The 25,561-nt window shown below is 76.2% G+C and carries 29 protein-coding genes; 15 read left to right on the top strand and 14 right to left on the bottom strand.

Going from position 1 to position 25,561, the window contains the following annotated elements:
* Positions 1-2: 2 nt before the first annotated feature.
* Complete coding sequence (locus DQ239_RS20320; RefSeq protein WP_158544814.1) at positions 3-326, bottom strand: WXG100 family type VII secretion target; 324 nt, start codon at positions 324-326, stop codon at positions 3-5.
* A gap of 172 nt (positions 327-498) precedes the next feature.
* Entirely contained in the window at positions 499-2,763 is a 2,265-nt protein-coding gene (locus DQ239_RS09005) for a sodium-translocating pyrophosphatase (protein WP_113834094.1), read from the bottom strand.
* 295 nt (positions 2,764-3,058) lie between these two features.
* Between DQ239_RS09005 and DQ239_RS09000 the strand changes: the two genes are divergently transcribed.
* A complete protein-coding gene (locus tag DQ239_RS09000) occupies positions 3,059-5,515 on the top strand; it encodes a DEAD/DEAH box helicase (RefSeq protein ID WP_113834093.1) in 2,457 nt (818 codons plus the stop codon).
* A gap of 380 nt (positions 5,516-5,895) precedes the next feature.
* Here the strand turns inward: DQ239_RS09000 and DQ239_RS08990 are convergent, their stop codons facing one another.
* A complete protein-coding gene (locus DQ239_RS08990; protein WP_233488976.1) occupies positions 5,896-6,276 on the bottom strand; it encodes a TadE family type IV pilus minor pilin in 381 nt (126 codons plus the stop codon).
* A 1-nt stretch (position 6,277) separates the two neighbouring features.
* Entirely contained in the window at positions 6,278-6,550 is a 273-nt protein-coding gene (locus DQ239_RS20870) for a DUF4244 domain-containing protein (protein ID WP_233488974.1), read from the bottom strand.
* A 109-nt stretch (positions 6,551-6,659) separates the two neighbouring features.
* Here DQ239_RS20870 and DQ239_RS08980 point away from each other — a divergent pair, with 109 nt between their 5' ends.
* Positions 6,660-7,196 carry a cupin domain-containing protein gene (locus DQ239_RS08980; RefSeq protein ID WP_158544813.1) on the top strand — a complete coding sequence of 179 codons (537 nt, stop codon included), beginning with the start codon at positions 6,660-6,662 and terminating at the stop codon, positions 7,194-7,196.
* Between the two features lie 52 nt (positions 7,197-7,248).
* On the opposite strand, the gene DQ239_RS08975 is transcribed toward DQ239_RS08980, so the two are convergent.
* From DQ239_RS08975 to ssd, 4 genes are read right to left on the bottom strand one after another with little or no spacing between them, the layout of a single operon-like run.
* A complete protein-coding gene (locus DQ239_RS08975) occupies positions 7,249-8,007 on the bottom strand; it encodes a type II secretion system F family protein (protein ID WP_233488973.1) in 759 nt (252 codons plus the stop codon).
* Positions 8,008-8,026: 19 nt separating this feature from the next.
* Positions 8,027-8,809, bottom strand: coding sequence for a pilus assembly protein TadB (locus DQ239_RS08970; protein WP_113834090.1), 783 nt, complete (start codon positions 8,807-8,809; stop codon positions 8,027-8,029).
* On the bottom strand, positions 8,806-9,945 hold the full coding sequence (locus tag DQ239_RS08965; protein ID WP_113834089.1) for a TadA family conjugal transfer-associated ATPase: 1,140 nt from the start codon (positions 9,943-9,945) through the stop codon (positions 8,806-8,808). The genes DQ239_RS08970 and DQ239_RS08965 overlap by 4 nt, the downstream gene beginning before the upstream one ends.
* The gene (ssd, locus tag DQ239_RS08960) at positions 9,942-11,027 is read right to left on the bottom strand and encodes a septum site-determining protein Ssd (RefSeq protein ID WP_113834088.1); all 1,086 of its coding nucleotides are present in this window, start codon (positions 11,025-11,027) and stop codon (positions 9,942-9,944) included. The genes DQ239_RS08965 and ssd overlap by 4 nt, the downstream gene beginning before the upstream one ends.
* A 126-nt stretch (positions 11,028-11,153) precedes the next feature.
* Between ssd and DQ239_RS08955 the strand changes: the two genes are divergently transcribed.
* Positions 11,154-11,999 carry an HAD family hydrolase gene (locus DQ239_RS08955; RefSeq protein WP_113834087.1) on the top strand — a complete coding sequence of 282 codons (846 nt, stop codon included), beginning with the start codon at positions 11,154-11,156 and terminating at the stop codon, positions 11,997-11,999.
* 87 nt (positions 12,000-12,086) lie between these two features.
* The gene (locus tag DQ239_RS08950; protein WP_113834086.1) at positions 12,087-12,359 is read left to right on the top strand and encodes a hypothetical protein; all 273 of its coding nucleotides are present in this window, start codon (positions 12,087-12,089) and stop codon (positions 12,357-12,359) included.
* Between the two features lie 29 nt (positions 12,360-12,388).
* Here DQ239_RS08950 and DQ239_RS08945 read toward each other — a convergent pair whose 3' ends face one another.
* Entirely contained in the window at positions 12,389-13,177 is a 789-nt protein-coding gene (locus DQ239_RS08945; RefSeq protein ID WP_113834085.1) for an oxidoreductase, read from the bottom strand.
* Between the two features lie 139 nt (positions 13,178-13,316).
* Between DQ239_RS08945 and DQ239_RS08940 the strand changes: the two genes are divergently transcribed.
* Together DQ239_RS08940 and DQ239_RS08935 are read left to right on the top strand one after the other, a co-directional pair.
* Complete coding sequence (locus tag DQ239_RS08940) at positions 13,317-13,868, top strand: histidine phosphatase family protein (protein WP_113834084.1); 552 nt, start codon at positions 13,317-13,319, stop codon at positions 13,866-13,868.
* A 52-nt stretch (positions 13,869-13,920) separates the two neighbouring features.
* Positions 13,921-14,682 carry an adenosylcobinamide-GDP ribazoletransferase gene (locus DQ239_RS08935; protein ID WP_113834083.1) on the top strand — a complete coding sequence of 254 codons (762 nt, stop codon included), beginning with the start codon at positions 13,921-13,923 and terminating at the stop codon, positions 14,680-14,682.
* A gap of 22 nt (positions 14,683-14,704) precedes the next feature.
* On the opposite strand, the gene DQ239_RS08930 is transcribed toward DQ239_RS08935, so the two are convergent.
* Complete coding sequence (locus DQ239_RS08930; RefSeq protein WP_233488971.1) at positions 14,705-15,034, bottom strand: tetratricopeptide repeat protein; 330 nt, start codon at positions 15,032-15,034, stop codon at positions 14,705-14,707.
* Between the two features lie 118 nt (positions 15,035-15,152).
* Here DQ239_RS08930 and DQ239_RS08925 point away from each other — a divergent pair, with 118 nt between their 5' ends.
* Complete coding sequence (locus tag DQ239_RS08925; RefSeq protein WP_113834081.1) at positions 15,153-15,836, top strand: DUF4383 domain-containing protein; 684 nt, start codon at positions 15,153-15,155, stop codon at positions 15,834-15,836.
* Between the two features lie 2 nt (positions 15,837-15,838).
* Here DQ239_RS08925 and DQ239_RS08920 read toward each other — a convergent pair whose 3' ends face one another.
* Positions 15,839-17,020, bottom strand: coding sequence for a sugar phosphate nucleotidyltransferase (locus DQ239_RS08920; RefSeq protein ID WP_113834080.1), 1,182 nt, complete (start codon positions 17,018-17,020; stop codon positions 15,839-15,841).
* Positions 17,021-17,100: 80 nt separating this feature from the next.
* Here DQ239_RS08920 and DQ239_RS08915 point away from each other — a divergent pair, with 80 nt between their 5' ends.
* Positions 17,101-18,357 (top strand): MFS transporter, encoded by a 1,257-nt coding sequence (locus DQ239_RS08915; protein WP_113834079.1) that lies wholly within the window; start codon positions 17,101-17,103, stop codon positions 18,355-18,357.
* Here DQ239_RS08915 and DQ239_RS08910 read toward each other — a convergent pair.
* Both DQ239_RS08910 and def read right to left on the bottom strand, forming a co-directional pair.
* Positions 18,342-18,965 (bottom strand): NAD(P)H-dependent oxidoreductase, encoded by a 624-nt coding sequence (locus DQ239_RS08910; RefSeq protein ID WP_113834078.1) that lies wholly within the window; start codon positions 18,963-18,965, stop codon positions 18,342-18,344. The two genes, DQ239_RS08915 and DQ239_RS08910, sit on opposite strands and share 16 nt — an antisense overlap.
* 48 nt (positions 18,966-19,013) lie before the next feature.
* A complete protein-coding gene (gene def / locus DQ239_RS08905) occupies positions 19,014-19,571 on the bottom strand; it encodes a peptide deformylase (protein WP_113834077.1) in 558 nt (185 codons plus the stop codon).
* Positions 19,572-19,623: 52 nt separating this feature from the next.
* Between def and DQ239_RS08900 the strand changes: the two genes are divergently transcribed.
* From DQ239_RS08900 to DQ239_RS08875, 6 genes are all read left to right on the top strand, one after another.
* Positions 19,624-20,568 carry a cobalamin biosynthesis protein gene (locus DQ239_RS08900; RefSeq protein ID WP_233488969.1) on the top strand — a complete coding sequence of 315 codons (945 nt, stop codon included), beginning with the start codon at positions 19,624-19,626 and terminating at the stop codon, positions 20,566-20,568.
* Positions 20,569-20,769: 201 nt separating this feature from the next.
* A complete protein-coding gene (locus DQ239_RS08895) occupies positions 20,770-21,156 on the top strand; it encodes an ANTAR domain-containing protein (RefSeq protein ID WP_158544812.1) in 387 nt (128 codons plus the stop codon).
* 120 nt (positions 21,157-21,276) lie between these two features.
* Positions 21,277-21,945, top strand: a complete 669-nt coding sequence (locus DQ239_RS08890) for a lysophospholipid acyltransferase family protein (protein WP_113834074.1) — start codon at positions 21,277-21,279, stop codon at positions 21,943-21,945.
* Positions 21,942-23,438, top strand: a complete 1,497-nt coding sequence (locus DQ239_RS08885; RefSeq protein ID WP_113834073.1) for a cobyric acid synthase — start codon at positions 21,942-21,944, stop codon at positions 23,436-23,438. Before DQ239_RS08890 ends, DQ239_RS08885 begins: the two co-directional genes overlap by 4 nt.
* A 34-nt stretch (positions 23,439-23,472) precedes the next feature.
* Positions 23,473-24,087 carry an MSMEG_1061 family FMN-dependent PPOX-type flavoprotein gene (locus DQ239_RS08880; protein ID WP_113834072.1) on the top strand — a complete coding sequence of 205 codons (615 nt, stop codon included), beginning with the start codon at positions 23,473-23,475 and terminating at the stop codon, positions 24,085-24,087.
* 51 nt (positions 24,088-24,138) lie between these two features.
* Positions 24,139-24,564, top strand: a complete 426-nt coding sequence (locus tag DQ239_RS08875; protein ID WP_113834299.1) for a VOC family protein — start codon at positions 24,139-24,141, stop codon at positions 24,562-24,564.
* Between the two features lies 1 nt (position 24,565).
* Here DQ239_RS08875 and DQ239_RS08870 read toward each other — a convergent pair whose 3' ends face one another.
* Positions 24,566-24,763: a hypothetical protein gene (locus DQ239_RS08870; protein ID WP_113834071.1), complete on the bottom strand. Its 198-nt coding sequence runs from the start codon at positions 24,761-24,763 to the stop codon at positions 24,566-24,568.
* 291 nt (positions 24,764-25,054) lie between these two features.
* Here DQ239_RS08870 and DQ239_RS08865 point away from each other — a divergent pair, with 291 nt between their 5' ends.
* Positions 25,055-25,429 (top strand): type II toxin-antitoxin system PemK/MazF family toxin, encoded by a 375-nt coding sequence (locus DQ239_RS08865; RefSeq protein ID WP_233488967.1) that lies wholly within the window; start codon positions 25,055-25,057, stop codon positions 25,427-25,429.
* Positions 25,430-25,561 lie beyond the last annotated feature (132 nt).

The raw sequence follows: 25,561 nt of genomic DNA, 5'->3' as shown, positions 1-25,561 counted from the left end.
GCTCAGCACGACCCTGCCCCGCCCGGGAGGGCCGGCGGCCCGAACCACCCGGCCAGTTCCTCGTCCGTGCAGCGGTAGGCCGACGCCGCCGCGCGCACGGTCCCGGCAACCGCTGCCGTGCCGTCGGCGAGGACTCCGGCGAGGTCCGCCCAGGCGGTGGCGACGGCGCCCGCGGCCGCGCCCTCCCGGCCACCCAGCGCGGCGTCCAGCGCACCGGCCGCCGCGCGGCAGTGGTCGCCGTCGGTCGCCAGCGCGGAGGCCAGCCCGGCCAGCTCGTCGGCCAGCGCGTCCAGCGCCTCGGGCTGCACGGAGATCCTCGGGGCCACGGTTGCCTCCCGGTCGGTCGTCGCCCGTCCGGTGTGGACGGGAGGCGGCGACGCTAGGCAGGCGCGGCGACGGCGCGGGCGCGGGCGTCCACAACGGATGAGGGCGTCCACAGCACGCACATCGACCCTCCCGCCGGGGCGTGGCCGGCGGGAGGGTCGCGGTGTGCGCGGGTCAGGGAGCGGTGCGGGTGAGCGACCCGGGGTCCGGCTCGGTGGCGACCTCGCCGACCACCACGGAACGCCGCTTGGAGACCACGACCGCGGCCACGATGCCCACGGTCGCCACCAGCGCGATGGCCACCCGGAACCCGTCGTTGGCGTCCTCGCCCACCGAGAGGCTGACGACCGCCGGGGCGATGATCAGCGCGACCAGGTTCATCACCTTGATCAGCGGGTTGATCGCCGGGCCGGCGGTGTCCTTGAACGGGTCGCCGACGGTGTCGCCGATGACCGTGGCCGCGTGCGCCTCGCTGCCCTTCCCGCCGTAGGCGCCGTCCTCGACCATCTTCTTCGCGTTGTCCCAGGCACCGCCGGAGTTGGACAGGAAGACGGCCATCAGGGTGCCGGCCGCGATGGCGCCGACCAGGTAGGCGGCCAGCGGGCCGAAGCCCAGCCCGAAGCCGACCGCGACCGGGGCGAGCACCGCCAGCAGGCCGGGCGTCGCGAGCTCGCGCTGCGAGTCCTTGGTGCAGATGTCCACGACGGCGCCGTAGTCGGGCTTCTCGCTGAAGTCCATGATCCCGGGCCGGGTCCGGAACTGCTCGCGGACCTCGAACACCACCCGTCCGGCGGCCCGCGACACCGCGCTGATCGCCAGCCCGGAGAAGAAGAACACGACGGCCGCACCGATGACGGCGCCCACGATGTTGTTCGGGTTCACCAGGCCGAACGCGTCGCCGAGGGTGTCCCCCGCGTCCTCCAGCGCGATGTCGATCTGCGCGTTGTAGGAGCCGAAGAGCGCCGTCGCCGCCAGCACCGCCGTCGCGATCGCGATGCCCTTGGTGATCGCCTTGGTGGTGTTGCCGACGGCGTCGAGGTCGGTGAGGACGCGGGCGCCCTCCTCGTCGATGTCGCCGGACATCTCGGCGATGCCCTGCGCGTTGTCGCTCACCGGGCCGAAGGTGTCCATGGCGACGATGACCCCGGCGGTGGTCAGCAGCCCGCAGCCGGCCAGGGCGACGGCGTAGAGCGCCGCCCCGCCGCCGATGAGGAACGCGCCGTAGACCGCTCCGCCGATGAGCAGCGCCGCGTACACCGCGGACTCCAGGCCGAGCGAGATGCCGGAGAGGATGACCGTCGCCGGGCCGGTCAGCGAGCTGCGGCCGATGTCCTTGACCGGCTTGCGGCTGGTCTCGGTGAAGTAGCCGGTCAGCTGCTGGATGGTCGCGGCGAGCACGACACCGATGAGCACCGAGACGAACCCGAGGACCTGCGGGCTGACCTCCATGTCCACCCCGTCGGAGATCGAGGGCAGGTAGGAGAAGGCGGCCGCGGCGACCAGCACGAGGGACACCGCGGCCGAGGCGAAGAAGCCGCGGTTGATCGGCACCATGCCACTGGCGTCACCGGCGCCCGGACGGGTGGCGAGCACGCCCACCACCGAGGCGATGATCCCGATCGCGGCGATCATCAGCGGGAACACCATGCCGACGTTGCCGAAGAAGACCTGCCCGAGGATCAGTGCGGCGACCAGCGTGACGGCGTAGGACTCGAAGAGGTCCGCGGCCATGCCGGCGCAGTCGCCCACGTTGTCGCCGACGTTGTCCGCGATGGTCGCGGCATTGCGCGGGTCGTCCTCGGGGATGCCCGCCTCCACCTTGCCGACCAGGTCGGCGCCGACGTCGGCGGCCTTGGTGAAGATGCCGCCGCCCACGCGCATGAACATGGCCAGCAGCGCGCCGCCGAAGCCGAAGCCCTCGAGCACGACGGGGGCGGTGTCGTCGAAGAGCAGCAGCGCGAGCGAGGCGCCGAAGAGGCCGAGCCCGATGGTGATCATGCCGACGACACCACCGGTGCGGTACGCGATGCGGAAGGCCGGCTGATAGCCACCGGCACGGGCGGCCGCCGCCACGCGGACGTTCCCGCGGGTCGCGAGGGTCATCCCGATGAAGCCCACCGAGGCGGAGAACAGCGCACCGATCAGGAAGAACACGGCCCGCCCGGCCCGTGTCCCCCACCCGCCGTCGGCCACCGGCAGGACCAGGAGGAGCAGGAAGACGATGACGGCGAAGATGCCCAGCGTCCGGAACTGGCGGCGCAGGAAGGCTGCCGCCCCCTCCTGGACCGCCAGCGCGATCTCGCGCATCTTCGTCGTGCCCTGATCGGCGGCCATGACGGCCTTGATCAGGTAGGCGGCGAAGGCCAGGGCGGCCAGGGAGATGACGAGGATGACGGCGACCAGCGCCGCATCCCCGCCGGACAGCGAATCGTCGGGCATGTGGGCCTCCCAGCTTCGGCTGCCGCCGGAGGGCGCCGGTGCTCCCCGGTGCGGCGGAGGTACCGCTGCGGTGCGGACGGGTCCGCACCGTAACGGGCGGAAGTGTAAGGGAGATCACACTTTGTGCATCCCCCTTGAACGCTGCGTTCGTCCTGGGCCCGAGCAGGCCGGACGACCGTCGGCAGCGGGTTGCCCGGAGGTGTGACAGTGGAGGTGCGGGGAGCGAGGCGGCTCCCCCGGAGTGGATGCAGTCAGCAGCCGGCACGGAACCGGCCGGCACCAGCGAGGAGGTCCGGTGACCACGCTCTCCCCGGGCCGCCCGGGCGCCCCGGCAGCGACCGACGGGACTCCCCGGACCGGGAACGCCGGCGGGCCCCCGCCGGGTGCCGAGCTGCTGGAGTCGCTCCTGGCCGCCACCGCGGAGGAGGACCGCCCGGTCACGCACGTCCACTCGGTCCCGGTGCGCGAGCGTCGCGTCCTGCCCTGGCCGGAGTGGGTCGGCGCTCCCCTGCGCGAGCGGCTGCAGGAGCGCGGTGTCGCCTCCCCCTACGCCCACCAGGTGGAGGCCGCGCAGCTCGCGCACGACGGCCGGCACGTCGTCGTCGCCACGGGGACGGCGTCGGGCAAGTCGCTGGCGTACCAGCTGCCCGCGCTGAGCCGCCTGGCCGAGGACCCGAGGGCCTGCGTCCTCTACCTCGCCCCCACGAAGGCGCTGGCGCGCGACCAGCTGGCCGCGGTGGCCGAGCTCGCCGACCCCTCGGTGCGGCCGGCCGCCTACGACGGCGACACCCCCGGCGAGGAGCGCGACTGGGTCCGCCGCCACTCGCGGTGGATCGTGACCAACCCCGACATGCTGCACCGCGGGATCCTGCCGGCCCACCAGAAGTGGTCGAGCACGCTGCGCCGGGTCGCCTACGTCGTCATCGACGAGTGCCACGCCTACCGCGGGGTCTTCGGCTCCCACGTCGGCCACGTCCTGCGCCGGCTCCGCCGGATCTGCCGGCGGTATGGCGCGGAGCCCGTGTTCGTGCTCGCCTCGGCGACCGTCGCCGAGCCCGCCGAGGCCGCCTCGCGGCTGGTCGGCGAGCCGGTGGTCGCCGTGACCGACGACGGGTCGCCGCGGCCGGGGGCGACCTTCGCGCTGTGGGAGCCGCCGCTGACCGAGCACACGGGAGAGCGCGGCGCCCCGCTGCGCCGGTCCGCCGCCGCCGACGCCGCGGGCCTGCTGGCCGACCTCGTGGAACGCGGCGCCCGCACGCTGGCGTTCGTGCGCTCCCGGCGCAGCGCGGAGTCCGTGGCCGACCAGGCCCGGCGGCTGCTGCGCGACCGCGGACGGGACGACCTGGTGCGGCGGGTGGACTCCTACCGCGGCGGCTACCTGCCCGAGGAGCGGCGGGAGTTGGAGCGGTCGCTGTCCGAGGGCGACCTGCTCGGCGTCGCGACCACGAACGCCCTCGAGCTCGGCATCGACATCGCCGGGCTGGACGCGGTCGTCCTCGCCGGCTACCCGGGCACCCTGGCCTCGCTGTGGCAGCAGGCCGGGCGCGCGGGCCGGGCGCAGCGGGAGTCGCTGGTGGTCTTCGTGGCCCGCGACGACCCGCTGGACCACTACCTCGCCCACCATCCCCGGGCGGTCTTCGGCCGGGCCATCGAGGCGACGGTGACCGATCCGGCCAACCCCTACGTCCTGGGTCCCCAGCTGTGCTGCGCCGCGGCCGAGCTGCCGCTGGTGCCCGCGGACCTGCCGGACTTCGGCGGCCCCGCCGCGGAGGCGGCCCTCGAGCAGCTCGTCGCCGACGGCCAGCTGCGCAAGCGTCCCGCGGGCTGGTACTGGGCCGGACGCGGTCGGCCCGACGTCGACATCCGCGGCAGCGGCGGGGAGCCGGTGGCCATCATCGAGGGGGCGACCGGCCGGCTGCTGGGCACCGTGGACGGCGGCGCCGCGCATGCGACGGTCCACGAGGGCGCCCTGTACGTGCACCGTGGCGAGACCTTCGTCGTGGACGAGTTCGACGTCGAGGACGCCTGCGCCGCGGTGCACCCGGAGAGCCCGGAGTGGACCACCGTCGCCCAAGACGTCACCGACCTCTCGATCGTCTCGTCGGACCGCAGCCAGCGACTGGGCACGGTCACCGCGCACACCGGCGTCGTCGACGTGACCAATCAGGTCGTGGCCTACCAGCGCCGGCGGCTGGGCACCGGCGAGGTGCTCGCCGAGTTCCCGCTCGACCTGCCGGCCCGCCAGCTGCGCACCCGGGCGGTGTGGCTGACCCTGAGCGACCGCGCGGTGGAGCGGGCGGAGCTCGACGAGGTGGCGCTGCCCGGCTCGCTGCACGCCGCCGAGCACGCCGCGATCGGCATCCTCCCGCTGCTGGCGACCTGCGACCGCTGGGATCTCGGCGGGCTCTCGACCGCGCTGCACCCGGACACCGGGACCGCGGCGATCTTCGTCTACGACGGCCACCCGGGAGGTGCGGGCTTCTCCGACCGTGGCTTCGACGTGCTGCGCGAGTGGCTGCAGGCCACCCGGGCCACCGTCGCGAGCTGCGAGTGCGAGAGCGGCTGCCCCTCGTGCGTCCAGTCGCCCAAGTGCGGCAACGGCAACGACCCGCTGGACAAGGCGGGCGCCGTCCGTGTCCTGGACGTGGTTCTCGACGAGCTCGCCGCCGCCGGCGACCGGCCGGCCGCCAGCGAGGCCGTCCTCGATGGCAGGGACGCGGCCGACCCGCCCGAGCCCGACCTCGTCTTCTGACGCCGCCGCTCTCGAGGCCGCCGCCGGCGCCGCGCCCACGGGGCCGGCCCGCGCCCGCGCGGTCGCGGTCCGCTGACCCACGGGGCCCAGGCGCACCCGCACGCTGACCCCCACCTCCACCACGCCGCCGGGTTCCCGGAGGCAGTCCTCCAGGCGCGCTCCGTTCGCTGCGGCGATCTCGGCGGCCACGTCGCAGGCACGCGGGTCGGCGAGCACCGCCTGGCCCGCCGCGGCGAGGGCGGCGAGGTCGGCAGCGCCACCCGCCCGGTGCCTCGCCACCGCGGCCGCGCCCACGAGGACGCCCGCCAGGCCCACCAGCGCGAGGACGCCGGCCAGCGCCAGCACCCACACTGTCGCCGAACCGCGCTCGCCCTCCCGCGTCACGGCGGCCCGCCCGGTTCGCGCTGCGCGACCGCCTCGGCCGACACCCGGGTGCGCAGCGGGACCGGGCCCAGCGGCGACACCTCGACGCTCACCGTGACCCGCATCTGGTCCCCGGACGGCTGCACGCCGGTGACCGCGCCGTCGGGTGCCACGGCGCCGGCGAGCTCGGCCACCACGCCGGCGGTCTCACCGCGCGCGGCGGCGCGGGCGCCCTCCCGCGCCGCGTCCACGCAGCGCAGCTGGGCACCGACCACGGTCACCGCCGCGACGGCGCAGACCAGCACGAGGAGGAGCACCGGCAGGACGACCGCGGTCTCGGCGGTCACCATGCCCGCCTCGCCGTCGGCGTCCCGCCGGGCGCTCGCAGCACGCCGCACGTCAGGCGAGCGTGGCCAGTGCGCGGTCGACGAGGTCGGTCAACCCGTCGACCACGGAGTCCCCGGTGACGACCCGGTACAGGACGGCCGCGAAGGCGCAGGCGGCCACCGTGCCGACGGCGTACTCGGCGGTGCTCATGCCGGCCTCGGCCTCCTCGCGCAGGGCCACCAGCCGCCGGTGCAGCGCGGCGCGCGCCCGGGTGGTCGGAGGAGGCGCCGGAGCATCCGCACTCGGTTCGGTCGGGTCGGGCAGGGCTCCGGAAGTGGTGGGCACGGCGGCCTCCTGGCGTCGAGGGCCCGCGGATCGGGCCGTGCACCGAGCCTCGGCCCGCGCGGCCGGTCGTCCCACGGGTCGACGGCATCTGTGGACGGCGATCCCGGCTGTGGACGCCGTGTTCGGCGGGCCCAAGCGCACCACCAGCGCGCCCCAAGTCGTCCGCGGCAACGTTGGCGGCGACCGCACCACGCCACCACCACAGGACGCCCCGATGGACACCGACGTGCTGGACGACGGCAACCTCCGACTGGAGTTCACGATCACCGGCGAGGACAGCCAGGGCCGGTTGCACGAGATGCGGGCCACGTACCGGCCCGGCTCGACGCTGCCGATCGCACACCTGCACCCGAACCAGACCGAGCACTTCACCGTCGAGAAGGGCCAGATGTGGTGCCGGGTGGACGGCGTGGAGACCGTCCTGCGCGCCGGCGACACCCTCGACGTCCCGGCGGGCAGCGTGCACCAGATGCGCAACCCCGGCGTGGAGGACGCCGTCGTCACCTGGCAGACCCGGCCGGCGCTCCGCACGGGTGAGTTCCACCGCCGGCTCGCCGACGCCCGCCGCACCGGGGACATCGCCGCGGTGCTCGAGGTCGTCGCCGAGTACGCCGACGTCTTCGTGGTGGCACGCCAGGAGCCCTGACGGGGGCCACCCTTGTCATCGGCTCGCGCCGGTCCGTCACTCCGCCGCACGGTCAGCCCAGGACGTCCTCCGCGATCCCGAGCACCAGCGGAGCGACCCCGAGGCAGAGGAAGGCGGGCAGGAAGCAGGCGCCGAGCGGCGCCAGCACCCAGACCCCGGCGCGCTGCACCGCCGCCTGCGTTGCGGCCCGGGCCGTCGCGCGGCTCTCGGCGGCCAGCGTCCGCAGGGAGCCGGCGACCGTCGCCCCGGACTCGCCCGCACGCACGAGGACACGGCCCAGCCCGGCCAGTTCCACCGGCACCTCCGCCCAGGCGCGGCGCGGGTCGGCCCCCAGCCGGGACAGCGCGGCCACCGACCGCAACTGCTCGCCCAGCGGTCCCCCCACGGCACCGCCGACCGCCTCCAGCGCGCCCTCGACGGGCAGTCCGGCGGACAGGCAGACGCCGAGGAGGTCGCAGGCAGCGGGCAGGTCGCGGACCAGGAGCACCCGGTCGGCGGCCTCCTCGTCCGGTGCCCGGGCGCGCAGCACGCGCTCGACGCCGACGGCCAGCACCCCTCCGACGACCACGCCGGCGGTCCCACCGGTCAGCAGCGCGCCTGCTCCGCCCAGGGCCGCCGCGAGGACCCACCGGCGGAGCCGCTCCCGCCCGGCGTCCGGAGCGGGTCCCGGTGCCGGGAGGCGTGCGGCGCCCGGCTCGGCCGTCGCGCGCAGCGCCGCCCACCGGGCGGCGCCTGCTCCGACTCCCCGGGGCCACAGGGCCACCGCGGCGGCGAGGACCAGCAGGGCCGCCCAGGTCCGGTCCGGTGTCACAGCCGGCGGCCGGGGCGGCTCACCGCAGCGCCCGCTCGACCAGGCGGTGCGACCAGACCAGCCCGGCGGCCTCGAGCGCGACGCCGCCGACCAGCAGCACCTGGCCGGTTCCGGTGGTCGTGAGCACCCGCCACGGGTCGGCGCCCACCCCGCTGCCCATGAGCAGCCCGAGCACCGGCAGCCCGGCGAGCACGGCGGCGCTCGCCCGGGGCCCTGCGGTCGCGGCCCGCAGCTCCGCGCGGTGCCGCGCCCGGGCGCGCAGGTCGTCCTCCACCGCGGTGGCCACCGCCGCCAGCGAGCACCCCGTGCGCGTGCTGAGCCGGGTGGCGGCCGCGATCCTGCCCAGGGCGTCGGCGATCTCGCGGGGCTCCTCGGCCGGGGTCACCTCGGGCGTGCGCACCGCGCGGACCAGCGAACGGCCGGCCGCCGGGTCCCCGCAGGCGTGCTCGGCGGTCGACACGGCGGCGACCAGCGAGCGACCGCTGCGCAGGTCGGCCGCCAGGGCACCGAGCCCGTCGGCCAGCCCGCGGATCGCGGCCTCCACCTGCGCCGTGGCCCGCCGCCGGGTCCATGCGCGCACGCCGGCCGCCGCGGCCGCCGCACCCAGTGCCGCCACGAGCGGCGTGCTCAGGATCGCGCCGGCCGCCGCGGCGGACGCGGCGGCCAGGACCACCGGCCTCCCCGCGGCCCCGCCCCCCACGGCCCCACCCCGACGCGGGGTCGCAGCGGGCAACCGGGCGCCCGCCCACCGGCCCGGCCAGAGGAGCAGCGCCACCGCGGCGAGCAGGAGCGCGGCGCTCACCGGGGCGCAGTCCCATCGAGCAGTGCGTGCAACCGGTCCGCGGCCGGGCACGGCCCTCCGTCGGCGCGCCAGCCCGGCTCCACAGCCACCAGCTCTCCCGCACGGCGCAGGACCCCGATCTCGTCGACCCGGCGGCCGGCCGGGGTGCGGCGCAGGTGCACGACGACGTGCAGCGCGGCGGCCGACAGGCTGTGCACCGCGGCGCGGTCGAGCCCCGCGGCGACCCCCAGCGCCTCCAACCGGGCCGGCACCTCGGCCGGCGAGTTGGCGTGCAGGGTCCCGCAGCCGCCCTCATGGCCGGTGTTGAGGGCGGCCAGCAGGTCGCCCACCTCCGCGCCACGGACCTCGCCCACGACCAGCCGGTCGGGTCGCATCCGCAGCGCCTGGCGCACCAGGTCGCGCAGCGTCACCTCTCCGACGCCCTCCACGTTGGGCGGGCGGGTGAGCAGCGCGACGACGTGTGGGTGGGCCGGCGCGAGTTCCGCGGCGTCCTCGCACGTCAGCACCCGCTCGGTGGGCCCGACCTCCCCCAGCAGCGCGGAGAGCACCGTCGTCTTGCCCGATCCGGTACCTCCGGTGACCAGGAACGCCAGCCGTCGCTGCACCACGGCCCGGAGCAGCCGCGCGCTGTCGCCGGGCAACGCGCCGAGGGCCTCGAGGTCGGCGAGGCTCCGCGAGCAGCGCCGCAGCACCCGCAGGGAGAGGCAGGTGCTGCCGGCCACCGGCGCGAGCACCGCGTGCAGCCGGGTGCCGTCGGGCAGCCCGACGTCCACCCAGGGGGCGGCGTCGTCCAGCCGCCGCCCCGCGGCCCCGGCCAGCCGCACCGCGAGCCGGCGGACCGCGTCGTCGTCGGGGAAGCGCACGGCGCTGAGCTCCAGCCCCTCCCCCCGGTCGATCCACACCCGGTCGGGGGCGGCCACCAGCACGTCGGTGACGTCGGGCAGCCGGAGCAGCGCCTCGAGCGGGCCGGCTCCGGCCAGCTCGTCGACCGCGTCCCGCACGGCCCGGAGCACGTCGTCGTCCCCGAGCAGCCCGCCGCTCTCCTGGCGGACCACGGCGGCGACGTCCGCCTGCGTCGGCATCCCCGGCTCCAGGGCCAGCCGGGCCCGCACGCGCTCGAGCAGGCCCGCGGTCATGCGGCAGCACCCCGCAGCCGGGTCAGCGCCCGGCGCGCGACGCCGCCCAGCGGGGTCCGCGGCGCGACGGCGGGCACCTCGCCCCGCTCGCTGCGCGCGACGGCGCTGCGGTCGTGCGGCAGTTCGGCGAGCAGGGGCCGGCCGACCACGTCGGCGACCTCGGCGGTGGACAGGCCACCGGGCACCGGACGGACGACCAGCTGCGCCGCCGCCCACGGCGACCCGGGGCCGGCCACGAGCACCCGGGCCGCGGTGGCCGCCCGCAGCCGCGCCGGCACGACGAGCAGCGCGAGGTCCGCCTCGCTCAGCACCGCGTGCGTCGTGGCGCAGAACCCGTCCGGCCCGGGGCGCGGCAGATCGACGACGACGGGCGCACCGTCGGAGCGGGCCGCCTCGACCACCGCCCGCACGGCCTCCTCCGGCAGCGGCGCGTGCGCGGAGCGCGAGGCCGCGAGGACGTGCACGCCCGCCACCTCGGGCAGGCAGGCGCGCAGTGCATCCCCCGAGACGCGCCCCCGGAGCCCGGTCAGCTCGGGCCAGCGCAGGCCCTCGGCCCGTTCGGCGCCCAGCAGCAGGTCCAGTCCGGCACCCCAGCCGTCGACGTCGACCAGGACCGCACCGGGTGCCGCCGCCACGGCGAGGGCGGCGGCCACGGTGCTGGCACCGGCACCCCCGCAGCCGCCCCCGACGGCGAGCAGCCAGCCGCGCGCGACCGGGGTCCGGACCGCCGCGACGGCGCGGGACAGCAGCCAGCCCTCGTCGGCCGGCAGCACCGCCACCCGCTCGGCCCCCACCTCCACCGCCGCCGCCCACTCCTGCGCCGGCAGCTCGTCGCGGGCGACGACCACCACACCGGGCCGGCGTCCCAGCTCCCGCACGACGGACGTCGCGAGCACGTCGGCACCGAGCAGGACCAGCGGCGCGGACCGGTGCGCGCGGCGCAACGGCGCGCCGCCGACGGCGATCTCGGGTTCGGCGCCGGCGGCGGCCAGCACGCGCAGCAGGTCGTCGAGGAGCTGCTCGTCGCGGCTGACGACCAGCGGCCGGGAGGACGGATCAGAGGGCGAAGGGGCGGCAACCACCGGGCCAGCCCAGCCGAGCGTGGGCGAACAGTGCCAGATCGGCGGCCGAACTGTGGATGACTCGTTCGGGTGTGGACGGCGCGCGTGATCTGTCACACCCGTCCAGCACTACTAGCCTCATGCCTCGTGACCCGCGCCGCGGCGTTCTTCGACCTGGACAAGACGATCATCGCCAAGTCCAGCACCCTGGCCTTCGGCCGCCCCTTCTTCCAGGGCGGGCTGATCAACCGGCGCACGGTCCTCAAGACCGCCTACGCCCAGTTCGTGTTCTCGATGGCCGGCGCCGACGCCCAGCAGATGGAGCGGCTGCGTGCGCAGATGACCGCGATGGTCACCGGCTGGGACGCCGCCGCGGTGCACGAGATCGTCCGCGAGACGCTGCACGAGATCGTCGACCCGCTGGTGTACGCCGAGGCGGCCGACCTCATCGAGGAGCACCGCGCCGCCGGTCGCGAGATCGTCATCGTCTCCAGCAGTGGGGCGGAGATGGTCGAGCCGATCGGCGAGATGCTGGGGGCCGACCGCGTCGTCGCCACGCGGATGGTTGTCCAGGACGGCCGGTACACCGGCGAGATCGACTTCTACGCCTACGCGGAGAACAAGGCCGCCGCGATGCGCGAGGTCGCGGCCGAGGGCGGCTACGACCTGGCCGACTGCTGGGCCTACAGCGACTCGATCACCGACCTGCCCATGCTGGCGGCCGTCGGGCACCCCACGGCCGTCAACCCCGACCGCGGCCTCCGGAAGGCCGCGCTGCAGAACGGCTGGCCGGTGCTGCGCTTCGAGCGGCCGGTGAGCATGCGCGCGCGGTTCTCCACGACGGCGACGCCCATGGTCACCGGCGCGGCGGCGATGGGCGTGGGCGCGGCGGTGGTCGGCCTGGCCTGGTACGCCCGGCACCGGAACGGGCGGGCCGTCCTCCCGGCCCCCGCCGGCCCGCCGAGCGGCCGCTGGCGGCGCCGAGGGGCCTGACCCCGCACCTCCGCGGAACGCGCCTCCCGGCGCCGGTCCGCGGCGAGGCGCCGGGCGCACCGCCGGCCCGTCGGTCATCCTGCGGACGTGCTCACCGCGGTCCTCGCCTGGCTCGCGGCCTTCGCCGTGTGCGTGGCCGCGGTGCTCGTCGGCCAGTCCGTGCGCGCCGCCCCCCGCCGGCGCCGCCGCCGGCCGCTGGCCCGGATCGGGCTGTTCCTCTCGCTGTCGGGCCCCTGGCTGTCGGTGCTCGCCGCCCTCGGCTACGGGGCGCGCACCGGTGCCTGGGTGCCGGCCGCGGCGGCGGCTGCGATCGCGGTGACCGTCGTGGCGCTGGCCGGACTGCTGCTGGCCCCCGCCTGACCTGCAGGGTCGCGGCAACCGGCGCGCGCTCAGCCGCGCAGCAGGCTCTCGCAGATGGCCAGGCCCTCCAGCGCGCCGTGCTCGGTCGCCTGGCAGCAGTGCACGAGCCAGCGCGCGACGCCCGCGGGCTCCCCGGAGGCGTAGCCGGCCAGCGCCTCGGCGTAGGCGGCAGCGCCCAGCTCCGCGAACCCGACCTCGGGGGCCGAGACCGCCTTGGGGTCCAGGCCGCGGGTGATGCCGGTGAGCCGGGCGGCCGCGCGGGCGACCAGCCCGTCGGCGACCCCGAAGGGAGCCAGCGCGGCGATCTCGCCGTGCACGAGCGCGGCCACGATCACCGCCGGGGCGGCCGTCCGCCCGGTGACGAGCGAGAACAGCCCGGACAGCCGCGGACCGGCATGCGGGGCCGGCCGGCCGAGGTGGGCGTTCGCGACGCGGTCGCTCGCGGCCAGCACGTGCATGCGGGCGAGCACCTGACCGGGCGCCTTGGGCCAGGTGTCGATCATGCCGCCGAGGCCCGCGGACAACCGCAGGGAGCCCTGCACCACCGGGTCGTCGACGGCGCCGGCCCGCAGGTCGGCCAGGGGCACGTCGACGCCCTCGAGGGCCGCCGAGGCCCGGGCGCCGCGGAGCGCGGACTCGGTGCTCACCCCGGCGGACTCCCGGCGCAGCACCTTGTGGCCCAGCAGCCGGTCCACCCCTGCGCGCGCGGAGTCGGCGGCCGCCCGGACCCCGGGCAGGTCGAGCAGCGGCAGCAGGGGGTCGGGCGCGCCCGGGCGGGCGGTGGCGCGGGCGGCGCCGGGACGGACGGGGATGCTCACGTGCTCTCCTCGCTGCGCCGGCCGGTCGCCGGCCCGCGTCGCTGTGCTGGTGCGCGACCGCCTCGGAACGGCCGCGACGACGACGGTACGAGGCGCGCCGCCCTGCGCCGCCGCCCAGGTGGTTACGCTTTCATCCACCATGGCCCACCCCCTGACCCTGCTGCTCGTCCGCCACGGGCAGAGCGAGTGGAACGCGGCGGGCCTGATGCAGGGCCAGACCCCCCACATCCCGCTCACCGACCTGGGACGCAGCCAGGCCGAGGCGGCGGCCGAGGAACTGGCGGGGCTCGCGCCCGGCGTGCTCATCAGCAGCGACCTGCTGCGCGCCGTCCAGACGGCCGAGCCGTGCGCGCGGACCACAGGGCTGCCCATCGTGACGACGCCGGCCCTGCGCGAACAGGGGTACGGCGTGCTCGAGGGCCGCCCCTCGCGCGAGCTGTGGGACGTCGTCGACTGGAGCGACGCCCGGTGGTCGGCGGAGGGCGGCGAGAGCCTGGCCGAGCTGCACGGGCGGGTCGAGGCCTACCTCAAGGACCTCTGCGCCGAGCCGCCGGCCGACGTGATCGCCCTGGTCACCCACGGCGACACGATCCGCGCGATCCAGGCCGTGGTCGCCGGCCTCGGCCCGGACGCGATGCCGGCGGTCACCCCGCACAACGGCAGCATCACCCGCCTGGAGTTCTGCCCGTGAGGCCGGCGCACCGGCCCGGGGTCCTCGTCGCCGGGCGTGCCCAGCAGCCTCGATGAGGCTCACCGGCCCGCTGGAGTCGGCGGCGCTGCTCACCGCCCTGCCGGTGCCGGCCCGCGCGGCGACGTCGACCCGCGGCGTGCTGCCGTGGGCGCCGCTGGTCGGGCTGGTCCTGGGCGGGATCGCCGCGGGCGTCGCCGAGGCCGGCACCCGCACGGTGTCGCCGCTGACCGGTGCGGTGCTCGCCGTCGTGGCGCTCGCCCTCCTCACCCGGGGCCTGCACCTCGACGGGCTCGCCGACACCGCTGACGGCCTCGGCCCGCTGCGTGGCCGTGAGCGCGCCCTGCAGGTCATGCGGCAGAGCGACGTCGGCCCGTTCGGCGTGGCCACGCTGGTGCTCACCCTGCTGCTCCAGGTCGCCTGCCTGGCAGCGCTGCTGCCGCAGGACGGGGGCTGGCTGGCGCTCTGGACGGCGGTGATCGCGGCGCGGCTGGTGATGAGCCGCACCGGGCTGCCCGGCGTGGCCGTCGCGGAGGGGTCGTCCCTGGGTCGCACCGTCGCGGGCACCGTGTCCGCCGCCTGGCTCAGCGGCGCGGCCGTGCTGACCCTCGTCGTCGGCGGCCTGGCCGCGGCCGCGGTCCGGGGCCCCGAGCACGCGGCGGTGCTGGTCGGCGCGGTCGCGGCCGGCGTGCTGGCCGCCGAGGCCCTGCACCGTCGGGCCCTGCGCCGCCTGGGCGGTACCACCGGCGACGTCATGGGAGCGATGGGCGAGACGGCGACGGCGGCGACCCTGTTGGTCGCCGCCGCCCTCTGGTAGTTCCCCGGCTACCGGGGCGCGCTCACCGGGCGCCGAGGGCGTCGGCCATCCGGTGGTGCGCCGCGGCCTCGTCGTGCCGGCTCTGCCGCTCCAGCGTCCGGGCCAGCGCCCGCCGGGCCCACCCGTTGGCCGGGGCCAGCTGCACCAGCCGGACGAGGGCGTCCTCGGCGCGGGTGAGCTGGGCCGAGCCGAAGTAGGCGCGCGCCAGCGCCTCGAGCGCGGCTTCGTTGGTGGGTTCGCCCTCGACGACGGTTTCCAAGATCCGGGCGGCCTCGGCCGGCTGGCCCATGGCGAGGAAGAGGTCGGCACGCAGGAACTCGGAGTGCAGGTCGATCTCGAACGGCTGGCTCACGTCGTCGTCAACGCACCGGGCCGCGCCGGCCTTCGCCCCCGGGGACACGCGGACCCGGCGCATCCGGACGCGCACGGAGAGCGGAAGAGCGGGCATCCACCCCGACCGAGGAGCTTCCATGCAGCGTCGCCCCCTCAGCGGTGGGACGCGTCCCGCCGTCGCCACGGACGAGCACGGCCGCCGCTACGACACGCGGGTGTACGCCGTCCAGCGGATCGGCGCGCTCGCCGTCGCCGCGGTGATCCTGGTCTTCGGTGTACTGGGGTTTGCCGGCGGCCTGGACTTCTTCTCGACCGACGGCGAGCAGATCCTCGGGCTGTCGTCGAACGGCCTGCTCTCCACCGTCTCCGTGCTCACCGCCGGCGTGCTGGTCCTCGCCGCGCTGCGCAGCCCGCGCACCGCCTCGACGCTGATGATCGTCGTGGGCATCCTGTTCCTGCTGTCCGGCCTGGGCAGCCTGGCGGTGCTGCGCACCGAGGCGAACCTGCTGGCGTTCCAGATCGAGAACGTGGTGTTCGCCGAGGTGACCGGGCTGGTCCTGCTGCTCCTGGGCGCCTACGGCCGGGTGAGCGGCAACCTCCCGGCCGACAGCCCCTACGCCCGGCCGCGCGCCGACGCGGTCGACAACCCCGACGGCGTCCCCTCGACCCCGGCGAAGTTCGCCGCCGAGCGGGCCATGCGGGAGGCCGAGATCGCCGTGGTCAACCACACCCCGACGGCCGACCAGCGCCGCCGCGTCGAGGCCATGGCCCAGGTCCACACCCGGGCCGACCGGCGCCGGGTCTGGATGTCCTTCGACTGAGCTCAGTCGTCCTCGGGCTCGGGGAGGCGGGCGCCGGCGGCCAGGTGGGCGCCGGCGTCCACGGCGGCCCGGCGGCCCACCAGCGTGATGTCGCCGTCGCCGCCGACCGTGGCCGACTCCCCGATCTCGACGCAGTCGTCGAGCACGGAGCGGGTGACCGTCGCCCCGGCGCGCACCCGGGCCCCGGGCAGCAGCACGGAGTCCACGACCGTCGCGCCCTTCTCGACGACGACGCCCGGCGACAGGACCGAACCGCGCACCTCGCCGCCCACCCGGGTGCCGCCGGAGACGAGGCTGTCCTCCACCACCGCCCCGCGCAGCAGCCGCGCCGCGCTGTGCCGGCCCCCACGGGTGCGGATCGCCCACGACGGGTCGTCGAGGTCCAGCGGCGGCTGCTCCTGGATGAAGTCGCGGTGCGCCTCCCAGTAGGCGGGCACGGTGCCGACGTCGCGCCAGTAGCCCTCGAGCGCGTGCGCCCGGGCGAGGCCGTCGGCGGTGATCGCGGGCAGGAGCTTCGTGCCCAGGTCCTCGAGCCCGTCCTCCCCCGCATCCCGGGCCAGCGCCTCCAGGCGGTCGAGGGTCGGCGTGGGCGTGAAGACGAACACCTCGTTGGTCGCCGTCGTCGTCGCCGGCTCGTCGGGCTTGTAGGCGTAGTCGGTGACTTTCCCGCCCTCGCCGACCTGCACGATCCCGTAGCGCGAGGCGTCGTCCGGAGCGACCTCGGTGGTCACCATGGTCACCTCGGCGCCCGAGCCGAGGTGGGCCTCGGCGACCTCGCGGTAGTCCAGCTTGTAGACGGCGTCGGAGCTGACCACGACGAGCGCGTCGGGGTCGAACGCCCGGACCAGGTCGGCCTGGCGCCACAGCGAGTCCGCGGTACCGGTGTTCCAGCCGCCCCGGTCGGTGCCCTGGAACGGCGGGAGGGTGAGCAGGCCGCCGGTGGTCCGGTCGAGGTCCCAGGGACGACCGTTGGCCAGGTGCTCGGTCAGCGACGTGGGGTGGAACTGGATGGAGACCCACACGTCGGCGATGTCCGAGTGCAGGCAGTTGCTCAGCGGGAAGTCGATCAGCCGGTAGACCCCGGCGAACGGGACGGCCGGCTTGGCCCGCTGGTCGGTGAGCAGTTCGAGCCGGCCACCCGCGCCGCCGGCCAGGACGAGGACGAGGATGCGGGGAAGCGCCATGACCGGGCTCTACCCGGAACCGCACCGTCCCGACACGCTTCCCGGGAATCTGCACCGGGCGACGGGACTTCGTGTCTGTCGTGCCCGAGTCGCGACGTCTGCCCCGGGCCCCCGCCTTCTGGTCGGTGGCCGTCCTGCTCGTCCTGATGCTCGCGGCCTCCGGCGTCCCCTCGCCGCTGTACCGGGTCTACCAGGAGGAGTTCGGCTTCGGCCCCGGAGTGCTGACGACGATCTTCGGCATCTACGCCTTCGCGCTGCTCGCCTCCCTGCTCGTGGTCGGCGGTCTCTCCGACCACGTGGGCCGGCGCCCGGTGCTGATCGCGGCGCTCCTGCTCGAGGCCGTGGCGATGGTGCTGTTCCTGGCCGCCGACGGCGTGGGGTGGCTGCTGGCCGCGCGCATCGTGCAGGGGCTGGCGACCGGAGCGCTCACGAGCACCCTCGGCGCGGCGCTGCTGGACCTGCAGCACCGCGACCGGCCGATGGGGGCCGTCATCAACAGCGCCTCCCCGGGTCTCGGCCTCTCCATCGGGGCGGTCGGCGCCGGCCTGCTGGTGCAGTCGGTGGCCGCACCGGACACCTGGGTGTTCGCGGTGCTCACCGTCGTCTTCGTGCTCGCCGCCGTGGGCGCGCTGCTGCTGCCCGAGAGCTCGCCCCGCCTCCCCGGCGCCGTCGCGTCGCTGCGCCCGCGGGTCCACGTGCCCGCCGCCCACCGGCCGGCCTTCGTCGGGGCGCTGCCGCTGCTGCTCGCCTGCTGGGCCGTCGGTGGCCTCTACGCCTCGCTCGGCCCCTCCCTGGTGGCCGAGGTGTTCGACATCGACAACCACCTCGTGGGCGGGCTGCTCATCCTGGCCCTCAACGGCACGGGCATCCTCGGGTCGCTGGCGCTGCGCACCGCCGCGCCCGAGCGGGCCATGCTGGTCGGTGCGCTGGTCTTCACCGCCGGCGGCCTGGGCACGCTCGCCGCGCTGACGACCACGTCGGCCCCGCTGCTGTTCGGTGCGGCCGTCGTCACCGGCTTCGGCTTCGGCGCCGCGTTCCTCGGCGCCGTCGCCACGATCACCGCCGGCGTCGCCCCGGGACACCGGGCCGGGCTGCTGGCCGCGGTCTTCGTCGTCGGCTACCTCGCGTTCAGCATCCCGGCGATCGCCGCGGGCATCGCCGCCGGGCACGCGGGGCTCACCCGCACGACCGAGGTCTACGGGGTCGCCGTCGTCGTCCTCGCGCTGGTGGCCGTCGCCGGGCTGCTGCGGGCACGGCGCCGGGCCGGCTCGCTCGCCGCCGGGCGGGCGGCGGTCGAGCGCGACGACCGGCCCGTCTCCGCTCAGCTGCCCGGGTAGGAGCTCGCCTTCAGCAGGCGAGCCAGGTGGGCGGCGTTCTCCGCCAGCGTGGCGGTGGTGGAGGCGACCGCCTCGGGGGTCTCGTCGAGGTCCTGGTAGTCGCGGCTGCCCATCGCCTCGTCGTTCCAGTAGGTGCCGCCCTGCGACGGGATCGTGAAGCCGATGTCGTTGAGGCCCTGGAACAGGTCGGCGGTGATCTTGTGGGCGCCGTCCTCGTTGCCGACGACGGCGGTCACCGCCACCTTGCCGGCGACCAGCGGCCGCCCTGAGTCGTCGGTCTCGGACAGCTCGCCGTCCAGGCGCTCCAGCACCCGCTGGGCGACGCTGCTCATGTGCCCGACCCAGGTGGGCGTGGACACGATCAGGATGTCGGCGGCCATCATCCGCTCGCGGATCGCCGGCCAGGCGTCGCCGTCGCCCATGTCGACCTCGACGCCGGGCTTCACGTCGTGGTCCACGACGCGGACGACGTCGCCGGTGACCCCGTGCTTGCCCAGCTCCTCGAGGATCTGGCGGGCCATGAGGTCACTGCTGGACGGCGCCGGCGAGGCCTTGAGGCTGCAGACGAGGGCGAGGGCGGAGAGCGGGGTGGGCGCGGTGTCTGTCATGCGCCATCAGATGCCCCGCCATCGACCGCTCCCACACATCGGCGGTGGTCAGGCGGGCAGATCCCCCGCGGGGCCGGCCGCCTCGGCGAGCAGACGGTCCCGCTCCTCCTCGGGCAACCGGTCCACGTAGACGATGCCGTCGAGGTGGTCGACCTCGTGCTGCAGGCAGCGGGCGGCCATGCCCGTCGCCTCGATCCGCACCGGGTCGCCGTGGACGTCGACGCCGTCGACCCGGGCGCGGAAGGTCCGCGCCAGCTCGGCGTAGGGGCCCGGCACCGACAGGCAGCCCTCCTCGGTGACCTCCTCGGCGGGCTCGCCGTCGGCGGGCTCCAGGAGCGTGAGCGTCGGGTTGACGACGTAGCCGACCACGTCCTCCCCGGCGGCGTCGGGGCAGTCGATGACGAAGATCCGGGCGTCCACGCCGATCTGGTTGGCCGCGAGACCCACGCCGTCGGCGGCCTCCATGGAGGCGAACATGTCCAGCACCAGGCGCCGCAGGTCCCGGTCGAACACGGTGACCGGCGTGCAGGGACGGTGCAGGACGGGGTCGCTGCCGTAGGTGACGATGGGCCGGGCGACGCCGTCGTAACGGCCGGGCAGGCGCATGTCGACCGATCCTAGGGAGGGCGGTTCCGGGCGAGCGGGCACCATGTCGCCCGTGGACGTCCCGACCGCCGCCGGCCTGGCCCTCGGCTCGGCCGCCGATCTGCTGCTGGGCGATCCGCGGCGCGGGCACCCGGTGGCGGGGTTCGGCACGGCCGCGGCCGCGCTGGAGCGCCGGACCTGGCGGGACGACCGGCGCGCCGGCGTCGGCCACGTCCTCGTGCTGACGACGGCGGCGGGTGCGGTCGGGGCGGCGCTGCGGCGGGCCACGGCGGGACGGCCGCTCGCGCGCACGCTGGTCACCGCGGCCGCGACGTGGACGGTGCTCGGCGGCACCTCGCTGTCCCGCACGGCCGGGCGCATGGCCGACGCCCTCGACGACGGCGACCTCCCCCGGGCCCGCGCGGTGCTGCCCTCGCTCGCCGGCCGCGACCCGAGCGGGCTCGACGCCGCCGAGCTCTCGCGCGCGACGGTCGAGTCGGTCGCGGAGAACACCTCCGACGCCGCCGTCGCCCCGCTGTTCTGGGGCGCGGTCGCGGGGATCCCGGGCCTGCTCGTGTACCGGGCGGTGAACACGCTGGACGCGATGGTGGGGCACCGCTCGCCGCGGTACGAGCGCTTCGGCTGGGCGGCCGCGCGCCTGGACGACGTCGCGAACTGGGCGCCGGCACGGGTGACCGCCGCGCTGACGGTCGCCTGCGCCCCGCTGGCCGGCGGCTCCGGGGCCGGGGCGCTGCGGGCCTGGCGCGCGGACGGCGCGGCGCACCCGAGCCCGAACGCCGGGCGGTGCGAGGCGGCGCTCGCCGGCGCCCTGGGACTGCGGCTGGGCGGGCGCAACGTCTACGGCTCCCGGGTGGAGGACCGCCCGGTGCTGGGCTCCGGGCGGCCTCCGGGGGTGGGCGACATCCGCCGCGCGACGCGACTGTCGGCCGCGGTGTGGACGACGACAACGGCCCTCGCCGCCGGTGCCCGTCTGCTGCGGGGAACCTGGCGCGGCTGAACCGACCGCTTGCGGTGCGTGACGGCGCGTCGGTCCGGGCGGCTCCGCTCGGCTTCCGGCTGCGGATCGCCCGGCACAGACGTACGGTCCACCGCATCGGAGCGGCCGCCCCTGTGCGGGCGGTGGATCCGCGCGAGTCGAGACAGCGGCTGCGTGGTCCCACCGGGGATGCCGGTGCGCCTTCCGCATGGAGCGAACGCCATGTCCTCTCCCACGCTGCCCCGTCACCGGCTGCGGTCCCGCCGGCCCCTGACCACTCCTGATCCCCTCCCCCAGCCGGGGCTCCCCGCCGGCGGGCACGCCGACGCCGAGCGCGCGGCCGCGCTGGAGCTGGAGGTGGCACAGCTGCGCACAGCCATGGCCAGTCGCGCCGGCATCGAGCAGGCCAAGGGCATCCTCATGCTGCTCACCGGCTGCACCGACCAGGTGGCCTTCGACCTCCTGTCGCACATCTCCGGGCACACCCACCGGAAGCTGCGCGACGTGGCCTCGGCCATCACCGCGTCGGCCACCGGTGGGGCCGGGCTCCCGGCCGACATCCGGGGGATCCTGCGCGACGCCTGCCCGCCGGGCACCGCCCGCACCTGACTCCCGGCGCGGCGGGGCGACCTGCGCGGAGCCGGGCCGGGCCGTCCGCGAGAATGCGGACGCGCCCGTGCCGTGCGCTCCTGCCGGCGGTCGACGGCGGGCCGAGGAGGGGAGCACCCGGTGTTCTACGTCGTCGCCCGCTTCGTCATCCGCCCGCTGCTCTGGGTGCTGCTCCGCCCCCGGGTCACCGGTCGGGAGAACGTGCCCCTCGACGGGCCGGTGATCCTGGCCAGCAACCACCTGTCCTTCATCGACAGCATCGTCATCCCGACCGTGGCCCCGCGGCGGGTCGCGCTGCTGGCCAAGGCCGAGTACTTCACCGGGCGCGGCATCTCCGGCTGGTTCACCCGCACGCTGTTCACCGCGCTGGGTGCGCACCCGGTGGAGCGGGAGACGCACCGGGCCGCGCAGGCCGCGCTCGACACGGCGCTGGGCGTGCTCCACAGCGGGCTGGCCTTCGGCCTCTACCCCGAGGGCACCCGCTCGCGGGACGGGCGCTTGGCCCGCGGCAAGACCGGCGTGGCCTGGCTGGCCCTCACCGCCGACTGCCCGGTCGTCCCCGTCGCGGTGCGGGGCACCGACCGGGTCCAGCCGGTCGACGCCCGCTGGCCGCGCCCCCACCGCGTGGCGGTGACGTTCGGGCGGCCGATGACCTTCCCCGCGCACCGCGGCCAGGCCGGCAAGGGCCGGGCCCGGCGCGAGGTGACCGACGCGATCATGCTGGAGATCGCCGCGCTGTCCGGCCAGGAGAAGGCCGGCTGGGGCGCCACCCCGGGTGCGCCCGGGTGAGCGGAGCGCTGCTGGTCGCGGGGACGACGTCCGACGCCGGCAAGTCCCTCGTCACCGCGGGGATCTGCCGGTGGCTCGTGCGCCAGGGGGTCTCCGTGGCGCCGTTCAAGGCCCAGAACATGAGCAACAACTCGATGGTCACCGCCGACGGCGCGGAGATCGGCCGCGCCCAGGTCATGCAGGCGGCCGCGGCCCGCGTGGCCCCCGAGGCGGCGATGAATCCGGTGCTGCTCAAGCCGGGCGCTGAGAACTCGAGCCAGGTCGTCGTCCTCGGCCGCGCGGTCGGCGAGGTGACGGCGCTGTCCTACCGGCCGCGGAAGGCCGCGCTGATGGAGCAGGTGCTGGCCAGCCTGACCGACCTGCGGGCCCGCTTCGACGTCGTCGTCTGCGAGGGCGCCGGCTCCCCCACGGAGATCAACCTGCGCGCCGACGACATCGCCAACATGGGCCTGGCGACCGCGGCCCGGCTGCCGGTGGTGGTGGTGGGCGACATCGACCGCGGTGGGGTCTTCGCCGCGCTGCACGGGACCGTGGCGCTCATGCCGCCGGAGGACCAGCGGCTGGTCGCGGGCTTCCTGGTCAACAAGTTCCGCGGCGACGTCCGGTTGCTGCGCCCCGGGCTGGACCGGCTCACCGAGCTCACCGGCCGGCCGACGCTCGGCGTGCTGCCCTGGCTGGCCGACCTGGAGCTCGACGTGGAGGACTCGCTGGGCCTGGCCGCGCCGCGCCCGCCCGCCGGGCCGGCGCACGGGGAGGACGTGCTGCGGGTGGCGGTCGCCCGCCTGCCCCGCATCTCCAACTTCACCGACCTCGACGCGCTGGCCGCCGAACCCGGCGTGCTGCTGCGCTACGCCACCCGTCCCGAGGAGCTCGCCGACGCCGACCTGGTGGTGCTGCCGGGCACCCGGGCCACCGTCGCCGACCTCGGCTGGCTGCGCGCGTCGGGGCTCGCCGACGCGGTGTGCCGCCGCGCCGCCGACGGCGTCCCCGTGCTGGGCATCTGCGGCGGGTTCCAGATGCTGGCCCGCAGCATCGACGACGACGTCGAGTCGCGCGCCGGGCTCGTCCCCGGACTCGGCCTGCTGCCCACCGAGGTGCGGTTCGCGCCGGAGAAGACGCTGGGCCGCCCGGTCGGCTCCGCGCTCGGCGAGCCGGTGACCGGCTACGAGATCCACCACGGCGTCACCACCGTGGACGACGGCGCGGAACCGTTCCTCGACGGCGCCCGCGCGGGCTCGGTCTTCGGGACGACGTGGCACGGCGCGCTGGAGAACGACGGCTTCCGCCGGGCCTTCCTGCGCGAGGTGGCCGCGCGCACCGGCCGGCGCTTCGTGCCCGCCCCCGGTACGGACTTCGCCGCGATCCGGGAGGCGCGGCTGGACCGGCTGGGTGACCTGGTGGCCGAGCACGCCGACACCGACGCGCTGTGGCGGCTGATCGAGCAGGGGGCGCCCGGCGGGCTGCCGCTCCTGCCCCCGGGCTCGGGCTTCTAACCGGTCGGCCCCGGGCGCGGTCTACCGTCGTCGCGTGGCTGCCGTTCCCGCCCCTGCCGACCGCGCCGTCGTCGCGGGGTACCGCACGCCGGGCGGCCTCGTGCTCGACAAGGTGATCGACCACCTCGACCCGCACTGCCGGGAGTTCATCGCGCACTCCCCCTTCGCCACGCTGGCCACCGCCGACCCCGACGGCTGGCCGGAGATCTCGCCGCGCGGCGGCGACCGCGGGTTCGTGCACGTGCTGGACGAGCACCGGCTCGCGCTGCCCGACCGCCCGGGCAACAACCGCGTGGACAGCCTGCGCAATGTCGCGGCGAACCCGCGGGCGGCGCTGATGTTCTTCGTCCCCGGCGTCGACCAGACGCTGCGCGTGTACGGGACGACGTCGCTGGTGCGGCCCGAGGACCTCGACGTGGACCTCACCGAGTTCGGCCGGGCGCCGCTGTCGGTGCTGCTGGTGCAGGTCCGCAAGGCCTACTTCCAGTGCCCGAAGTCGGTGATGCGCTCGGGCCTGTGGGACCCGGCGCAGCGGGTGGCACCGGGCACGCTGACGCCGTTCGGGCGGGTGCTGAAGGACCACTGCGCGCTGGAGTCCGACCTCCCCGACGACGCGACCATCTGGGCCGACCTCGCCCAGGAGCTCTGACGCGGAGCAGGAGCCCCCGGATCGTCGGTGGTCGCCCGTACGGTCCCGGCCATGGCGTTCGATCTCCAGGTGGTCGTGGACTCCACCGCCCCGCACGAGCTCGCCGACTGGTGGGCGGAGGCGCTGGGCTGGCAGGTGGAGCCGCAGGACGAGGCGTTCATCACCCGCATGGTGCAGGCGGGTGCGGCGAGCGAGGCGGACACGATGCGGCACCGCGGTGCGCTCGTGTGGGCTCTCGGCGCCGCGATCACCTCCCCCGAGCCGGGGCGGCCGCGGGTCCTCTTCCAGCGGGTCCCCGAGGAGAAGACGGTCAAGAACCGGCTGCACCTCGACGTCCGCGTGGGCCCGGAGCGCCGGGAGGAGGAGGTGACCCGGCTGCTCTCCCTGGGCGCCACCGAGCTCTGGCGCGGCGCGCAGGGCCCGATGTCGTGGGTGACGCTGGCCGACCCGCAGGGCAACGAGTTCTGCGTCGCCTGAGTCAGCTGTCGGGCAGGTCGCGTTCGAGCTTGCGATCGGCCACCGCGCGCTCGGCTCGGGCGCGGACCAGCTCGGCACGCCGACGGCGGCCGCTGCGCTCGTACCGGGCGTCCTCGACGAGCTGGAAGGCGGCCAGCACGCTGGCCTGCACCTCACCGGTGCGCGGTGCGGCGGGGCGGACCGGCTCGGCCGATGTCATAGGGACCCCTCTTCCACCGGGGAACCGCCGCGAACACGCCGTCACCGCCCGACCCCGTGCGGCCAGGGTTCCCCGCGAGACGGCGTCCTAACCACTCCGTGATGAACCGATCCCGATCTGTCACGCAGAACACATCTCCGCCGTCGGACCGGGCCGCCCGCCCGTAGCGTGCCGGGCATGGCAGCGCACCGGGGTCTCCGTTCGGCGGCACGGTCGGTCCTCGGCCTGTTGCGCAGGGTCGGCTCCCCCGGCCCGGCGTCACCGCGGCGAGCGGGCTCCTCGGGACCCGACGTGGAGTACCGGCCGCGGCAGGACGGCGCGGCCGACCCCGGGGAGATCGTCTGGGCCTGGGTGCCCTACGACGAGGGCGACGGGCGCGGCAAGGACCGCCCGGTGCTGGTCATCGGCCGGCGCGGGTCCGACCTGCTCGGGCTGATGCTGAGCAGCCAGGACCACGACCGCGACGCCGCCGACGAGGCGCGGCACGGCCGGGTGTGGACCGACCTGGGCAGCGGCGCCTGGGACGCGCGGGGACGGCCGAGCGAGGTGCGCCTGGACCGGCTGCTGCAGCTGGCGCCGGGGGACGTGCGCCGGGAGGGCGCGGCGCTGGACCGGGCGCGCTTCGACCGCGTCGTCGCCGCGGCCCGCCGCGTCCAGGGGTGGTGACCGTCGGATGCTCCTATGGATCGTCAAGAGGTCTTGGGTGAGGTGAGCAGGTAGTAGAGCTCGCGGGCCATCAGGCGCTTGAGGCAGCGGATGATGTCTTTCTTGGAAAGTCCTTCGGCGGTGCGTCGTTGC

Origin of the sequence: Blastococcus sp. TF02-09, assembly GCF_003319105.1 — a bacterium.
In the GTDB taxonomy this organism is placed as follows: Bacteria; Actinomycetota; Actinomycetes; order Mycobacteriales; family Geodermatophilaceae; genus Blastococcus.
This window is presented reverse-complemented; position numbering and strand designations above follow the sequence as displayed.

Excerpts from the sequence above, each read along its gene's own strand:
- DQ239_RS08910 (WP_113834078.1), bottom strand. The coding sequence starts at position 18,965 with ATGACAGACACCGCGCCCACCCCGCTCTCCGCCCTCGCCCTCGTCTGC.
- DQ239_RS08895 (WP_158544812.1), top strand. The coding sequence starts at position 20,770 with ATGTCCTCTCCCACGCTGCCCCGTCACCGGCTGCGGTCCCGCCGGCCC.
- DQ239_RS08875 (WP_113834299.1), top strand. The coding sequence starts at position 24,139 with ATGGCGTTCGATCTCCAGGTGGTCGTGGACTCCACCGCCCCGCACGAG.
- DQ239_RS08920 (WP_113834080.1), bottom strand. The coding sequence starts at position 17,020 with ATGGCGCTTCCCCGCATCCTCGTCCTCGTCCTGGCCGGCGGCGCGGGT.
- DQ239_RS09005 (WP_113834094.1), bottom strand. The coding sequence starts at position 2,763 with ATGCCCGACGATTCGCTGTCCGGCGGGGATGCGGCGCTGGTCGCCGTC.
- DQ239_RS08935 (WP_113834083.1), top strand. The coding sequence starts at position 13,921 with ATGAGGCTCACCGGCCCGCTGGAGTCGGCGGCGCTGCTCACCGCCCTG.
- DQ239_RS08870 (WP_113834071.1), bottom strand. The coding sequence starts at position 24,763 with ATGACATCGGCCGAGCCGGTCCGCCCCGCCGCACCGCGCACCGGTGAG.
- DQ239_RS08940 (WP_113834084.1), top strand. The coding sequence starts at position 13,317 with ATGGCCCACCCCCTGACCCTGCTGCTCGTCCGCCACGGGCAGAGCGAG.
- def (WP_113834077.1), bottom strand. The coding sequence starts at position 19,571 with ATGCGCCTGCCCGGCCGTTACGACGGCGTCGCCCGGCCCATCGTCACC.
- DQ239_RS08965 (WP_113834089.1), bottom strand. The coding sequence starts at position 9,945 with ATGACCGCGGGCCTGCTCGAGCGCGTGCGGGCCCGGCTGGCCCTGGAG.
- DQ239_RS08925 (WP_113834081.1), top strand. The coding sequence starts at position 15,153 with ATGCAGCGTCGCCCCCTCAGCGGTGGGACGCGTCCCGCCGTCGCCACG.